The organism is Streptomyces sp. NPDC046805 (assembly GCF_040645355.1).
Lineage (GTDB): Bacteria > Actinomycetota > Actinomycetes > Streptomycetales > Streptomycetaceae > Streptomyces.
The window spans coordinates 362,970-377,103 of record NZ_JBEYYC010000002.1 but is presented as its reverse complement, the minus strand read 5'-3'; the positions used below and the strand labels follow the sequence as shown (position 1 = coordinate 377,103).

Sequence of the window (14,134 nt, the reverse complement as noted above, 5' to 3'; positions counted from 1 at the left end):
CGGTCCAGGACGAGGGCGTGGTCGGAGGAGATGATGCGGTCGCCGTCGATCACCAGGCCCGGCAGCGACTTCGGCACGGAGCCGGTCGCCAGCAGGATGTGACGGCCCTGGATGCGCTGGCCGCCCACGTCCACGGAGGTGGGGGAGGAGAGGCGGCCGTCCCCCTGGACGACCGTCACCTTGCGGGAGGCGATGAGCCCCTGCAGACCCTTGTACAGGCCCGAGATGACCTCGTCCTTGTACTGGTGGACGGCCGGTACGTCGATGCCCTCGAAGGTGGCCTTGACGCCGAACTGCTCGCTCTCGCGGGCCTGGTCGGCGATCTCGCCCGCGTGCAGCAGGGCCTTGGTGGGGATGCAGCCCCGGTGCAGGCAGGTGCCGCCGACCTTGTCCTTCTCGATCAGGGCGACGTCCAGGCCCAGCTGCGCTCCGCGCAGGGCCGCGGCGTAACCACCGCTACCGCCGCCGAGGATCACTAGGTCGAAAACGGTGCTGGCGTCGTTCGCCACGTCACGTCCTCCATGCATGTGCGCCGTACGCCGGTCTTCACTGACCGGTCGGCGGCTGGTGTCCGGCCGCTCTTTCTCGGCCCTTCGGGGGGCCCTGTCCTGCCGAGCCCCATCTTTGCACTTGCCGAGGGCCGAGGGGACGGCGGGCCGGTGTCTGAGACGTCTCGTCCATCACACCGCGCGGCTCGGTACGACCGGCGCAGGCGGGCCGGTCGGGACGAATCCCCGCACGGCCGACCGGCAGGGGGACCGGGACGCGGGAACACGAGCGGCCCCGGACGCTCGCGCCCCCGGGGCCGTGTGCCGCCGTCGCTTTCGTGACCGGGTCGGACGGCGTCGGCCCGTTGACGTGTCAGTCCAGCTCGTCGGCGGCCATGCGCTCCGCCAGGCGCACCAGGGTGCGGACCGCCGTGCCCGTGCCGCCCTTCGGGGTGTAGCCGAAGGGGCCCTGCTCGTTGAAGGCGGGGCCGGCGATGTCGAGGTGGGCCCAGGCGATGCCGTCGCCGATGAACTCGCGCAGGAACAGGCCGGCGACCAGGCCGCCGCCCATCCGCTCGCCCACGTTGGCGATGTCGGCGGTGGGGGAGTCCATGCCCTTGCGCAGGTGCTCGGGCAGTGGCATCTGCCAGGCCGGCTCGCCGACCTCCTCGGCGGTCTCGTGCACCGCGGCGCGCAACTCGTCGTCGTTCGCCATGATCCCGAAGGTCCGGTTGCCCAGCGCCACCATCATCGCGCCGGTCAGCGTGGCCACGTCCACGAGCGCGTCCGGCTCCTCCGCCGAGGCGGCCCACAGCGCGTCGGCGAGGACGAGACGGCCCTCGGCGTCGGTGTTCAGCACCTCGACGGTCTTGCCGCTGTACATGCGCAGCACGTCACCGGGGCGGACGGCGGAGCCCGACGGCATGTTCTCGGCCAGCGCCAGCCAGCCGGTGACATTGACCTCCAGGCCCAGGCGCGCGGCGGCGACGACGGCGGCGAAGACCGCCGCGGCACCGGCCATGTCGCACTTCATCGTCTCGTTGTGACCGGCCGGCTTGAGGGAGATGCCGCCCGAGTCGTAGGTGATGCCCTTGCCCACGAGGGCCAGGTGCTTGTCCGCGTCCGGGTGCGTGTACGACAGCTTCACCAGGCGCGGGGTCGACGCCGAGCCGCCGCCGACGCCGAGGATGCCGCCGTAACCGCCCTTGACCAGGGCCTTCTCGTCGAGCACCTGCACCTTGAGGCCGTGCTCCTCGGCTGCGGTCCGCGCGAGCGCGGCGAACGCCGCCGGGTCGAGGTCGTTCGGCGGGGTGTTGACGAGGTCGCGGGCGCGGTTGAGCTCCTCGGAGACGGCGACGGCGCGCTCCAGGGCCGCCTTGTACTCCTTGTCCCGCGGCTTGCCGCCGAGCAGCGCGGCCTCGGCGAGCGGGGCCTTGCCGTTCTTGGACTCCGCGTCACCGTTCTCCTTGTAGACGTCGAAGGAGTACGCGCCGAGCAGCACGCCCTCGCCGAGCGCGGCGATCGCGTCGGCGTCGGCGACCGGCAGGGCGAAGGCGGCCTTCTTGGTCCCGGCGAGCGCGCGGGCGGCGACACCGGCCGCCTTGCGCAGCGTCTCGGTGTCGTAGGCCGTGCCCTCCTCGGGCTCCTCGCCCAGGCCCACCGCCACCACGAGCGGTGCCTTGAAGTCTGCCGGGGCGGGCAGCTTCGTCACCTCGCCCTCGGCACCCGAGGCGCCGAGGGTCTCCAGGACGCCGGCGAGCTTGCCGTCGTAGGCGTCGTCCACGGCCTCGGCGCCGGGCGCGACGACAAGGTCCCCGGACGTGGACGCGGAGCCCTTGGCGACACCGACGACGATCGCGTCGGCGCGCAGGCCGGGCGCCGCGGAGGTGCTGAGAGTAAGAGCAGTCACGGTGGTGAAACTCGCTTCCGATGTGTATCCGATGTGAAGTTGCAGTGGCCGGGCGGGTGGGTCGGCCGGGCCCGGGAACCGACCTTGGAAGTGGCCCTGGGGCGCCTCTCGACCGGGCCTTCACCCTGTTCCTGAGGCGAACACCCGGAACGAGACTACGCGCGTGCGCGCGTTCGCTCATTCCTGCGGGTGTTCACCTGTGCGTGCCGTCCTGGCCACTTCCCGCCCCGGCCCTTCGTCCGGCTGGGACACACTCGTCGGGTTCCGGCGGCCAACTACCCGCCGTTTCACGTGTTTTCCGCTGATCATCCTCGGAACCGGTCGAAAGGGGATCGTCCGGGGGGAGGGGCCGAGGGTGGCACATCATGCGGCGGTCCGCTGCGCGGCGGCCACCGCCCAAGTCGTCCTGGTGTGCGTCCTGTCGGGAAGGATGACGGCCCACGGATGAGCCCGCTGCTGGTCCCCTACTACGAGCATCCCTCCGTCCGCCCCGCCGAGTGGGCGGCGATCGTCGCGGCCGCCCCGCGTCTCTACGGTGTCGTCCTCAACCCGGCCGGCGGCCCCGGCGAGCGCCCCGACCCGGCGTTCGCCGAGCTCGCGGCCCGGCTGCGGGCCGCGGGCGTGCGGGTCCTCGGGTACGCCGACACCGACTACGCCCGCCGCCCCCGGCCCGACGTCGTCCGCGACCTCGCCCGGCACCGCGCCTGGTACGGCGTCGACGGCGCCTTCCTGGATCAAGCGGCCGCGGAAGCACAGCAGTTGCGGCACTACCAGCAGCTGGCCTCGGCCGCCCGGAGCGCCGGCTGCGGCACGCTCGTCCTCAACCACGGCACGCCGCCCCACCCGTCCTACGCCAGGATCGCCGACGTCCTGGTGACCTTCGAGGGCCCCTGGGCGGCGTACACCCGCACACCCCCGCACCCGGGCGGCCGGTACGGCACCGGGGTGCGGCTGTGCCATCTGGTGTGCGGCGTCCCGTCCGGCGCCGACGTGGAGGGGGCCGCCCGCGAGCGGGGCGCGACCGTGTACTGCGCGGTGCCCTGCACCGGCACGCATCCCTGGGGCACGCTGCCCCACACGGTGGGCGCGCGGTGAGCTTCTAACGTCCGAGCGACAGCACCACGAGCGCCGTCGTCGCCGCCGTCTCCGCGAGGGCGCCGAACACGTCACCGGTGACCCCGCCGAAGCGGCGCGTGCAGCGGCGCAGGAGGAGTTCCGCGGCGGCGACGGAGGCCACGACCGCGAGGACGGCGCGGACGAGGTCGTACGCCCCGAGGAGCGCACCGCCGCCCGCGGCCACCGCCGCCACGGCGAGCGCGACGGCGAGCGCGCCGCCCGTCGGCACCACCCCGGCCACGGCCGCGCCCAGCCCCTCCGGGCGCGCGGCCGGTGTCCCGGCGCGTGCGGCGAGGGTCAGCGCCAGCCGCGCGGCGGTCGCCGAGACGACGGCGGCGAGCGCGCCCCGGGCCCACGAGTCGCCGTACGCCTGCGCCAGGGCGGCCACCTGGGCCAGCACCACGAGGACGAGCGTGACGACGCCGAACGGACCGATGTCCGACTGCTTCATGATGCGCAGCGCGTCCTCGGCGGGCTTGCCGCTGCCGAGTCCGTCCGCGGTGTCGGCGAGGCCGTCGAGGTGGAGTCCCCGGGTCAGCGCGGCGGGCACGGCGGCGGCGGCGACGGCGGCGAGCAGGGGGCCGGAGCCGAGGAACAGCAGCAGCACGCCGAGCGCCGCGGCGCACGTGCCGACCACGAGTCCGGCCAGCGGGGCGGACAGCATGCCGCCGCGTGCGGCCTCGCGGTCCCAGCGGGAGACCTTGACCGGGAGCACGGTGAGGGTGCCGAAGGCGAAGCGCAGGCCGTCCGGCCAGGGGGTCGAGAACATCGGCGCAGGCTACCCGGCGGCCGAGCGGGCGCGAACGGGCGCCCGGGACAACGGGATAAAGTGCGCACATGGGGCACTGGTGGGAGCGGAACATCGTCGAACCCGGCAAACTCCCGCTGCTCGCCGCCCTCTCCGCCTTCGTCCTGACCTTCCTGGTCACCCGGCTCATCACCCGTCTGATCCGGGCGGGGAGGGGCCCGTTCGGCAATGTCCAGGCGGGTGGGCTGCACATCCACCACGTCGTTCCCGGCGTCGTCCTCATCGTCGCCGGCGGCTTCGGTGCCGTGGCCAGCGACCGGCACGGCGTCGGCGGGGTCGTCGCCGCCGTCGTCTTCGGGATCGGGGCCGGCCTGGTCCTGGACGAGTTCGCGCTGATCCTGCACCTCGACGACGTCTACTGGACCGAGCGGGGCCGCAAGAGCGTCGAGGTCGTCGTCCTCACCGCCGCCCTCGTCGGCCTGCTGCTCGCCGGCTTCTCGCCGTTCGGCGTCAACGACCTCACCCAGGGCGAGCTCAAGGGCCGCGGCACCGTCATCGCGACCATCGTCGGCAACCTCCTCTTCTCCCTGATCGCCCTGAGCAAGGGCAAGGCCCGCATCGCGCTGTTCGGCGCGATCATTCCGGTCATCGCCCTGGTCGGGTCGCTCCGTCTCGCCCGTCCCGCCTCGCCCTGGGCCAGGCGTTTCTACCGGCGCCGCCCGCGTGCCCGCGCCAAGTCGCTGCTGCGGGCCTACCGGCACGACCGCCGGTGGGCCGGACGCAGCCGGGCCCTTCAGGACTGGATCGGCGGCAGGCCCGACTCGGGAACGGGGCGCCTTCCCGGCCGGGGGTGACCGGAGCGGTACCGCTCCCGCAGGGCCGACGCGCCGCACAGCATCCCCACCCCCGTGAGCGCCGCCAGGTGCTCCTTGCCGGCGAGGTTCTCCTTCAGCAGCACCTCGGCCGTCATCGCCGTGACCACCGCACCGGCCGTGATCCGGGCGCCGTACCGCCAGCCCAGGTAGACGGCGAGCGCCACCACGGCCGCCGACGGGCCCGTGTCCACGACCTGTGCGTCCGCGGGTGGCAGGCCGAGCGGCTGGCCGGGGCCGAGGGCGACGCCGATGCGCGCGTACAGCGTCCCGGCGAGCGTGGCGGCGTACCCGATGGCCAGCGTCCGCCGTGGGCCGAGGCAGATCTCGGCGAGCCCGATCACGAAGAGGACCTGCGCCAGCGCGCCCCACACCGGCAGGTCCAGCGCCGGGACGAACAGGGACAGCGGGGTGCGCAGCAGGGACGGGACGAGTGGGTCCGCGGCGCGCACCGCGCCCGCGTCCTCCACGAGCCGGAAACCCCAGGGCTGGTTCTGCACGAACTGCAGCCCCGCCGTCAGACACACCGCCCCGAGGGTCATCGGGGCCGCTCTCGCCCACGCCCGCCACGTCGTCAGGGCGGAGCGCTCCGCGAGGAGGTCGCTCCAGCGCCGCTCCAGCAGGCGCTCGCGCACGGCGACGTACAGCGGTCCCCATTCGGCGCGGGCCCAGTGGACGAGCGTCTTCATCCGGCGGTCCTCATCTGTGCGTGTCCAGATGCCGGTGCAGCCACTTCGGCAGCCCCGGTGCTTCCAGGAAGCCCTCCGCGCGCGCCGACGCGAGGCCGATGCGCGGCAGGTCCGCGCTCTTCTCGAAGAGCAGGAAGCGCGGTTCCCAGATGGGCCGGTACTTGGCGTTGGCCCGGTACAGCGACTCGATCTGCCACCAGCGCGAGAAGAAGCTGAGGAGAGACCGCCACAGCCGCAGCACCGGGCCCGCGCCGAGACGCGCCCCACGCTCGAAGACCGAGCGGAACATCGCGAAGTTGAGCGAGACCTGGGTGATGCCGAGGCCGCGGGCCCGGCGCAGCAGGTCGATGACCATGAACTCGATGAGGCCGTTGTCGGAATGCCGGTCGCGGCGCATGAGGTCCAGGGACAGCCCGTGCGGCCCCCAGGGCACGAAGGACAGCAGTGCCTTCAACTCGCCGTCCGCATCGGAGCATTCGAGCATCACGCACTGCCCGTCCCCCCGGTCCCCGAGCCGTCCGAGCGCCATGCTGAAGCCGCGTTCGGTGGCGCCGTCCCGCCAGTCGTCCGCCCGCGCGACCAGGTACGCCATCTCGTCGGCCGGGATGTCCGCGTGCCGTCGGACGCGTACCGCGTAGCCGGCCCGCCGCACCCGGTTGTACGCCTGCCGGACGGTGCGCATGGCCCGCCCCTCCAGCGTGAACTCGGCGACCTCCACGATCGCCTCGTCGCCGAGTTCTAGGGCGTCGAGGCCGTGGCGCGCATACACGGTCCCCGCCTCCTCGCTCGCCCCCATCACGGCGGGGATCCAGCCGTGCGCCCGCGCCTCGGCCAGCCAGGGCGCGATCGCCCCCGGCCAGGCCTCCGGGTCGCCGATCGGATCTCCCGAAGCCAGCGATACCCCGCTCACCACCCGGTACGCCACCGCGGCCTTCCCGGTCGGTGACCACACCACGCTCTTGTCCCGGCGCAGCGCGAAGTAGCCGAGCGAGTCCCGTTCGCCGTGCCCGCCGAGCAGGACCCGCAACTTCTTCTCGTCGTCCGCGCCGAGCGGGTCGACGGCACGCCGGGAGCGGAAGGCGGCGTAGAGCACGCCGAGGACGAGGGCCGTGCTGAGCACGTTGACGGCGACGTCGGACCAGGTCGGCGGGGCGATCCCGCGGAAGCCGGTCTCCTCGGCGCCCACCGAGACGAGCCGCAGGGTGCCGTACTGCCAGCGCTCGGCGAACGTCGAACTCCCGGCGTCCGGCGCCTGGTTGGTGACCGTCACCAGCAGCGCGGCCAGCAGTGACGCGGCGAGGCCGCCGCCGACGGCGACGGTGGCGGCGAGCTCGGGGTTGGACCGGTCGCCCTTGGCGTAGAACTCCCGGCGGCCGAGGAGCAGGGCCGCGACGAAGGCGGCCGTGAGGCCCAGCGACACCCAGTTCTGCGCGGACCGCCTGATCTCCGGAAACGCCATGGCGACCGAGAACAGCGCGAGGAACGCCCCGCTGAGCACCAGGTTCAGGATCCACGCGGCCCGTTTGCGGCGGCGCATGGTGACGGCGAGGAACGCGGTGAAGACACCGGAGGCGAAGCCGGCCGTCAGCAGGTACGGCGTGAAGAGGTTCTCCTGGTTGTGCCGCCGCACGTCCTGCCCCAGGGAAACCCACACCGCGCTGAGGAAGTTGACGAAGGCGACGGCCCGCAGATACCAGACGGCACCGGCGGCGGCCCGCGACGAGGCCGCGCCGCCCGACGACCGTACGGTGTCGGCCGAGCGAGCCGGCCCCGCTCCCTGCTCCACGGCAATTCGGGCATGTCCCATGGAGAGGGATCATATGTGTGTAGTTATGACAAACTGCGCTTTTCGGGCTGGCGGGCTACCCCTTCTGCTCCTGGGGTTCGTTCTCCTCCTGGAGCTCCTGTGCGGGCTCCTTCTCGGGAAGCTCGGCGGCCAGCGCGGCCGCCGCCTGGACGAGCGGCAGGGCGAGCAGCGCGCCCGCGCCCTCTCCGACGGTCATCCCCTGGTCCAGCAGCGGCTCCAGCGCCATCCGGTCCAGCGCCTTGGCCTGCCCCGGCTCCCCGCTGCGGTGTCCGGCCAGCCACCAGTCCGGCGCCCGGAAGGCGATCCGCTGTCCGACCAGCGCGCAGGCGGCCGTCACGACGCCGTCCAGGATCACCGGGAGCTTCCGTACGGCGCACTGCAGCAGGAACCCGGTCATCGCGGCGAGGTCGGCGCCGCCCACGGTCGCCAGCAACTGCAGCTGGTCCCCGAGCACGGGGCGGGCCCGCCGCAGCGCGTCGCGGATCGCCGCGCACTTGCGCATCCAGGTCAGGTCGTCGATCGCGAGCCCGCCCCGTCCGGTCACCACCGAGGCGTCGGTCCCGCACAGCGCGGCGACGAGCACGGACGCCGCCGTGGTCCCGCCGACGCTCACATCGCCGAGCACCACCAGATCCGTGCCGGAGTCGGCCTCCTCGTCGGCCACGGCCATGCCCGCCCGGAAGGCCGCCTCGGCCTCCTCGAGCGTCAGCGCGTCCTCGACGTCGATACGACCGCTGCCGCGCCGCACCCGGTGCCGTACGACATCCGCCGGCAGCCCGTCCGGCTCGCAGTCCAGCGCCATGTCCACGACCCGCACGGACACCCCGAGCCGCCGCGCCAGCACCGCCACCGGGCTCGCGCCCTCCAGGACGGACCGCACCAACTGCTCGGCGCCGCCCGCCGGTCGTGCCGAGACGCCCCGTTCGGCGATGCCGTGGTCGCCGGCGAAGAGCACGATCCGCGGCCGTTCGACCGGCCGCACCGGCGCCGAGCCCTGTGCGGCCGCGAGCCACTCGCCCAGGTCGTCGAGGCGGCCCAGTGCCCCTGGAGGCACGACCTGACGCTCCCGGCGCGCCTCCGCGTCACGGCGTACGCCCCCGTCCGGGCGCTCGATCAGATCGGTGAAGTCGTCGAGATTAAGCGAGCTCATTCGCCGAACAGTACCGGCAGCGAACCGGTCGTTCCGCGCCACGTCGCCACCACACCGCCGCGCGGTCTTTGCACCCAAGATCGCCATCCCATACGTTCCGGTTTGCAGAGGATTGTCGTACGACCGGGAGTCGCGCATGCCGCCGGAGCCGTCCACGCCCCCCGCCCCCCGGGCCGCCGAACCCCTCGAACTCCCCACTGGGCCGCGGCGCGAGGACTGCCCCTGGTGCGGCTCCCGGCGGCTGCGCACCCGGCTGCGCGTCCCCGGCCCGCGCCCGCGCACACCGGGGATGCTCGTCGTCGACGAGTGCCTCGACTGCGACCACGCCTTCCGTAACCCGCGGCTCACCGGGGAGGGCTCGGCCCTGCATCACCGCGCCTTCCACGACGAGCGCGTCGTCCCTCTCGCCGAGTGCACCCGCACCGCACGCCGCCACCGTGCGGCGGCCCGGGCGATGCTGCACCTCCCCGAGCCCGAGAGCTGGCTGGACGTCGGCACGGGCCACGCCCGCTTCCCCGAAGCGGCGCGCGACGTCTTCGCGTACACGTCCTTCGACGGACTGGACGCCACCGAGCGCGTGGTGCGGGCCCGCGCCGCCGAGCGCGTCGAGGAGGCGCACGTCGGCCGGCTGACCGACCCGCCGGTCATGGCCCGGCTGCGCTCCCGCTACGACGTCGTCAGCATGTTCCACCACCTGGAACACACCCCCGACCCGCGCGCCGAACTCCGCGCCGCCCTCACCGTCCTGCGCCCCGGCGGCCACCTGCTGATCGAAGTCCCCGATCCCCACAGCGCGTTCGCCGCCCTGCTCGGCAAGTGGCGGCTTCCCCACGGCCGCTCCCGCCACCTGCACCTGATGCCGCTGGACAACCTCCGCACGGAACTGGAGGCCCGGGGCTGCACCATCGTCTCGACCGACCGCCGCGCGCCCCACATCCCCTACGACCTCTCGGCCGCGGCGTCCCTGGCCCTCGCCCGTGTCCTGCCGAAGCCGCTGTCACGGGCGGCCGTTCCCGTGGTTGCCGTGGCCGCCGTACTGGATCACACCCTGGCCCCCCTGCTGCGCCGCACCCGCTTCTCCAACGCGTACCGCCTCATCGCCCGCAAGGACGCCGCATAGCCGGCCTCAGCCCCGCAGCACCATGGCCTGGCCCGCCACGACCAGCAGCACCTGCTCGCACTCGGCCGCGAACGCCGCGTTCAGGCGTCCGAGTTCGTCCCGGTAGCGCCGTCCGGACGCCGTGGCCGGCACGATGCCCGAGCCCACCTCGTTGGACACGGCGACGACGGTCCGCCGCGTGTCACGCACGGCCTCCGTCAGCTCCCGCACCCGCTCACGCAGCGCCCGCTCCCCGCCCGACGCCCACTCCGCGTCGTCCCACGCCCCGACGGAGTCCATCGCGTCCGTCAGCCACAGCGACAGGCAGTCGATCAGCATCGGCGGGCCGTCCTGCGCCAGCAGCGGGACGAGGTCGCACGTCTCCGCCGTACGCCATGAACCCGGCCGCCGCTCCCGGTGCAGTGCCACCCGGGCCGCCCACTCGGTGTCCCCGGCGCGCGAGCCGCCCGTGGCCACGTACAGCACGTCGGGGAAGGACTCCAGGCGCCGCTCGGCCTCCACCGACTTCCCCGAGCGCGCCCCGCCCAGCACCAGCGTCCGGCGCGGCACGTCCGGCACGTCCTCGTACGCCCCCACCATCAGCGTCGTCCCGTCGGGCACCGCGCGCGCCCCGGCCGCCGCGAGCCGCCGCCGCAGCTCCGGGCCCGGCGGCACGTCGTGGTCGATGTGCACGGCGACGACGTCGGTCGTCGGGCCGACGGCCCCCACCGCCCGCAGCTTGGCGAGCGCGTCAGGCCGCCCCACGACGTCGGCGAGCACCATGTCGTACATCTCGGTGGACCCCTCCTCCAGACCGGCCGGTGCGCCCCCGGGCGGCAGGTACAGCAACCGCTGCCCACCCGGCCCGGTCACCGCGTACCCGGTGCCGCCCGCGTCCATCGCCATCGCCCGTACCCGATGCCCCGTCAGCAGCGTCAACTCCCGCCCGTCCGGCACCCGCACGGGCTGCGGCAGCCCGGCCGGAACCTCCACCGCGGGCCCGTCGTGCGGATGCGACAGCAGCACCTGCCGTACGCCGCCCAGGGAGTGCCCGGCCCGCGCGGCCGCGAACGCCGCGCCGGGGGTGAGGTCGAGCAGCAGCGCCCCGTTCACGAGCAGCGCGGTGGCCGCGCGCGCGTCCGGTCCGAGCGCGGCCGCGCAGACCGCGCAGGGACAGTCGGGGCGGGGGAGTCCCGCCGGGGCACCGGTGCCGAGCAGAGTCGCTTCCACGGACCCGATTTTCTCCCGTCGCCGCAGGTCTTGCGCACCCGGCTAGGCTGCGGAGCGGATATGGGACCTGGATCCGGTGTCCGCCCTGCTTGTGCTCACATCACGGAGGCGTACATGGTGGCTTGGACGTGGCGGTTCGAGAAGACCGACGGGACGGAGCTCCAGCCCGCGGTGCAGCCCGAGGAGTTCACCACGCAGGGGGACGCCGAGTCGTGGATCGGTGAGCACTGGAAGGCCCTGCTGGAGGGCGGCGCGGACCAGGTGCGGCTGTTCGAGGACGCCACGGAGATCTACGGGCCCATGAGCCTGCACGCCGAGGAGTCGTAGCCGCGGCGCAGAGGCGGGGGCGGCCGGATGTCCGGCTGCCCCGGCCGTGCCTCACTGCTCGCCCAGCGTCACGTCCACCGTCTTCTCGGCGCCGCCGCGGGTGAACGTCACCGCGATCCGCTGCCCCGGCCGGTGTGACGCCAGCGCCTCGGCGAGCGACGTGATCGTGGTGACGTCCTGGTGGCCCACCTTGACGATGACGTCGCCGGGCCGGATGCCCGCCTTGTCGGCCGCGCCGCCGTTCTGCACGCGGACCACGGCGGCCCCGGCGGGCTGGAACGAGTCGTCGACGACGGACCGCGCGGTGATGCCGAGCGCCGCCCGGCCCGAGTTCGTGACCTTGCCTTCCTTGATGATCTGGTCGGCGACCCTCTTCACTAGCGACACCGGGATCGCGAACCCGATGCCGGGGGCGGCGCCGCCCCCGAGGTCGGGGTCCGTGGCGGCGAGGGTCGGGATGCCGATGATCCGACCGTCGAGATTGACCAGGGCGCCGCCGCTGTTGCCGGGGTTGATGTCCGCCGACGTCTGCACCATGTTCCCGATCGTGGCCCCCGTACCACCGTCCGACTCACCCTCGCTGACCGTCCGCCCGGTCGCCGACACGATGCCCTGCGTCACGCTGGACGACAGTCCGAGGGGCGAGCCCATGGCGAGGACGATCTGCCCGACCTCCACCTTCTGGGAGTCGCCGAAGCGCGCCGGTTTCAGCCCGCTGGGCACCTTGTCCAGTTTGATGACGGCGAGGTCCTGCTCCGGGAAGGAGTAGACGAGCCGGGCGGTGAGGGGCTCCTCGCTGTTGGCGATCGTCACCCGGAAGACCTTCTCGCCTCCCACCACGTGCGCGTTGGTGACGATGTGCCCCTTGTCGTCGTACACGACCCCCGACCCCAGCTGCCGGGCGGCCTGGATCTGTACGACCGACGGCAGTACGTCCTTGATCACCCTCTGGAAGTCGCGCTCCAGGTCGTTGCTCGCCATGGGCACCGCGGCCCGCGTGCTCGCGACCTCCGCCTTGTCCGGCGCACCGGAGCCGGAGCAACCGGAGACGAGCACCAGGCAGCACGCGAGCGACGCGAGGCACGCGACGGCGCGCAGGTTCCGGCGGGCACGGAAGGCACGGGTACGGGAGGCGTCCATGCCCAGAGTCTCTCTTCGGGGCGAAAGGCCGGGCTCGCGATGTACGCCCGAACGGGCGCCTAGCAGCCGACCCGTGGCCGTGCGTCGCCCGGAGACGGCCGTGTGTTCCTCAGTCCCGCACGCCGCACAGATGCAGCAGCGCCGCCACCCCACGGTAGGGATCGGTGCGCCCGGCCCGGTCCTCGGCCGCCAGCAGCGCGTCCAGGTCGGCCGGCGGCTCGGCCCCGTCCGGCGCGAGGTCGGTGAAGACCCGCACCCCGTACCAGGCGTGCAGCGGCGCCGCGATTGCGGCCAGCGTGGCCGTGAGCGTGTCCAGCCGGTCCGCCCGTGCGTCGAGCCCCAGCCGGTTGCGGTAGGAGTTCGAGTCGAACGCGGCGAGCGCTCCCGCCCAGTCCCCCGACAGCCCCGGCCGCATCGCCAGGGCGTCCCCGTTGCGCACGAGCAGCGACAGCAGCCCGCCCGGCGCGAGCATCCGGGCCAGCCCGGCCAGCAGGGGGTCCGGGTCCGCGACGTACATCAGCACGCCGTGGCACAGCACCACGTCGAAGCTGCCCGGCAGGAAGTGGACGCCCGTGTCCCGTCCGTCGCTCAGGATGATCCGGACCCGGTCGCGTATGCCCTCGGGCTCAGCGGCCAGGTCCCTGCGTGCCGCCGCGATCATGGTGGTGTCCTGCTCGACGCCGGTCACCGTGTGCCCGGCCCGGGCCAGCCGCAGCGCCTGCGTGCCCTGGCCCATCCCCACGTCGAGCACCCGCAGCCGCTGCCCGACCTGGAACCGCCCGGCTATCTGCTCGTCGAGTTGCCGGGCCACCAGTTCCTGCCGTACGACATTGCGCAACCCGCCCAGACCCTTGAGCCAGGCATCCGCCGCGCCCTCGGGAAAGAAAGCAGTGCTCAGGGCCGCTCTCCGCGCTTGACCTGCGGCTTCGGCAGCCGCAGCCGGCGCATCTGGAGGGAGCGCATCAGGGCGTAGGCGATCGCGCCGCGCTTGTTCTGGTCCGGGAAGCGCTCGGCCAGCCGCTTGCGCAGCCGGAAGCCGCTGAAGGCGGAGTCGAGCACGATCAGGACGATCACGATGAGCCACAGCAGCAGGGCGACCTGCTGCAGCGCGGGCACCTTCAGGATGCTCAACACCAGGATGACCACGGCGCAGGGCAGGAAGAACTCCGCGGCGTTGAAGCGCGAGTCGACCCAGTTGCGGGCGAACCTGCGCACCGGGCCCTTGTCGCGCGCGGGCAGATAGCGCTCGTCGCCGCTGGCCAGCGCCTGGCGCTGCCGCTCCATCTGGACACGGCGGTCGTCGCGCTGCCGCTTGGCGGCTTCCTTGCGGTTCGTCGGCGTATTGGCCACGCTGCGGCGCTGGGACTGCGCCTCACTCCGCTTGGGGGTGGGGCGGCCCTTCTTGGCCTGCGGGTCACGGGTCTGCTTGGAGTCGGTCAGCGGCGCCTTGTCGGCGGCCGGGGCCTTCTCTTCCTTGGCACGGCTACGGAACACAAAATCCAAGGGTACGTGGTGACCCCGCATGGACCCCAGCCCCTGTGGGAACGATCCGGCAACAC

The 14,134-nt window shown here is 73.5% G+C and carries 14 protein-coding genes; 4 read left to right on the top strand and 10 right to left on the bottom strand.

The window, feature by feature from the left end:
• Positions 1 to 509, bottom strand: a 509-nt coding sequence (locus ABZ910_RS04490) for an FAD-dependent oxidoreductase (RefSeq protein ID WP_361359051.1), incomplete at its 3' end; no start/stop codon positions are given.
• 352 nt (positions 510 to 861) lie between these two features.
• The gene (locus ABZ910_RS04485) at positions 862 to 2,397 is read right to left on the bottom strand and encodes a leucyl aminopeptidase (RefSeq protein ID WP_361359048.1); all 1,536 of its coding nucleotides are present in this window, start codon (positions 2,395 to 2,397) and stop codon (positions 862 to 864) included.
• 444 nt (positions 2,398 to 2,841) lie between these two features.
• Here ABZ910_RS04485 and ABZ910_RS04480 point away from each other — a divergent pair, with 444 nt between their 5' ends.
• Positions 2,842 to 3,492 (top strand): spherulation-specific family 4 protein, encoded by a 651-nt coding sequence (locus ABZ910_RS04480; RefSeq protein ID WP_361359045.1) that lies wholly within the window; start codon positions 2,842 to 2,844, stop codon positions 3,490 to 3,492.
• A 4-nt stretch (positions 3,493 to 3,496) separates the two neighbouring features.
• Here ABZ910_RS04480 and ABZ910_RS04475 read toward each other — a convergent pair whose 3' ends face one another.
• On the bottom strand, positions 3,497 to 4,282 hold the full coding sequence (locus tag ABZ910_RS04475; RefSeq protein ID WP_361359042.1) for an adenosylcobinamide-GDP ribazoletransferase: 786 nt from the start codon (positions 4,280 to 4,282) through the stop codon (positions 3,497 to 3,499).
• 68 nt (positions 4,283 to 4,350) lie between these two features.
• On the opposite strand from ABZ910_RS04475, the gene ABZ910_RS04470 reads away from it, so the two are divergent.
• Positions 4,351 to 5,115, top strand: a complete 765-nt coding sequence (locus ABZ910_RS04470) for a hypothetical protein (protein WP_361359039.1) — start codon at positions 4,351 to 4,353, stop codon at positions 5,113 to 5,115.
• Here the strand turns inward: ABZ910_RS04470 and ABZ910_RS04465 are convergent.
• The 3 genes from ABZ910_RS04465 to cobT are packed head-to-tail and all read right to left on the bottom strand — an operon-like array spanning position 5,055 to position 8,779.
• Complete coding sequence (locus ABZ910_RS04465) at positions 5,055 to 5,822, bottom strand: hypothetical protein (protein ID WP_361359036.1); 768 nt, start codon at positions 5,820 to 5,822, stop codon at positions 5,055 to 5,057. The genes ABZ910_RS04470 and ABZ910_RS04465 overlap by 61 nt on opposite strands.
• A 10-nt stretch (positions 5,823 to 5,832) precedes the next feature.
• On the bottom strand, positions 5,833 to 7,629 hold the full coding sequence (locus ABZ910_RS04460; RefSeq protein WP_361359033.1) for a phosphatidylglycerol lysyltransferase domain-containing protein: 1,797 nt from the start codon (positions 7,627 to 7,629) through the stop codon (positions 5,833 to 5,835).
• A gap of 55 nt (positions 7,630 to 7,684) precedes the next feature.
• A complete protein-coding gene (cobT, locus tag ABZ910_RS04455) occupies positions 7,685 to 8,779 on the bottom strand; it encodes a nicotinate-nucleotide--dimethylbenzimidazole phosphoribosyltransferase (RefSeq protein WP_361359030.1) in 1,095 nt (364 codons plus the stop codon).
• A 136-nt stretch (positions 8,780 to 8,915) separates the two neighbouring features.
• Here cobT and ABZ910_RS04450 point away from each other — a divergent pair, with 136 nt between their 5' ends.
• Positions 8,916 to 9,899, top strand: a complete 984-nt coding sequence (locus ABZ910_RS04450) for a class I SAM-dependent methyltransferase (protein WP_361359027.1) — start codon at positions 8,916 to 8,918, stop codon at positions 9,897 to 9,899.
• Between the two features lie 6 nt (positions 9,900 to 9,905).
• On the opposite strand, the gene ABZ910_RS04445 is transcribed toward ABZ910_RS04450, so the two are convergent.
• A complete protein-coding gene (locus tag ABZ910_RS04445) occupies positions 9,906 to 11,108 on the bottom strand; it encodes a bifunctional adenosylcobinamide kinase/adenosylcobinamide-phosphate guanylyltransferase (protein ID WP_361359024.1) in 1,203 nt (400 codons plus the stop codon).
• Between the two features lie 114 nt (positions 11,109 to 11,222).
• On the opposite strand from ABZ910_RS04445, the gene ABZ910_RS04440 reads away from it, so the two are divergent.
• On the top strand, positions 11,223 to 11,435 hold the full coding sequence (locus tag ABZ910_RS04440) for a hypothetical protein (protein ID WP_361359021.1): 213 nt from the start codon (positions 11,223 to 11,225) through the stop codon (positions 11,433 to 11,435).
• Positions 11,436 to 11,486: 51 nt separating this feature from the next.
• Here ABZ910_RS04440 and ABZ910_RS04435 read toward each other — a convergent pair whose 3' ends face one another.
• The 3 genes from ABZ910_RS04435 to ABZ910_RS04425 all read right to left on the bottom strand — a co-directional run bounded on the left by ABZ910_RS04435 (position 11,487) and on the right by ABZ910_RS04425 (position 14,099).
• Positions 11,487 to 12,575 (bottom strand): trypsin-like peptidase domain-containing protein, encoded by a 1,089-nt coding sequence (locus ABZ910_RS04435; RefSeq protein ID WP_361359018.1) that lies wholly within the window; start codon positions 12,573 to 12,575, stop codon positions 11,487 to 11,489.
• Between the two features lie 109 nt (positions 12,576 to 12,684).
• On the bottom strand, positions 12,685 to 13,386 hold the full coding sequence (locus ABZ910_RS04430) for a methyltransferase domain-containing protein (protein WP_361359109.1): 702 nt from the start codon (positions 13,384 to 13,386) through the stop codon (positions 12,685 to 12,687).
• Positions 13,387 to 13,469: 83 nt separating this feature from the next.
• Positions 13,470 to 14,099 (bottom strand): DUF3043 domain-containing protein, encoded by a 630-nt coding sequence (locus ABZ910_RS04425; RefSeq protein ID WP_361359015.1) that lies wholly within the window; start codon positions 14,097 to 14,099, stop codon positions 13,470 to 13,472.
• Between the last annotated feature and the right edge of the window lie 35 nt (positions 14,100 to 14,134).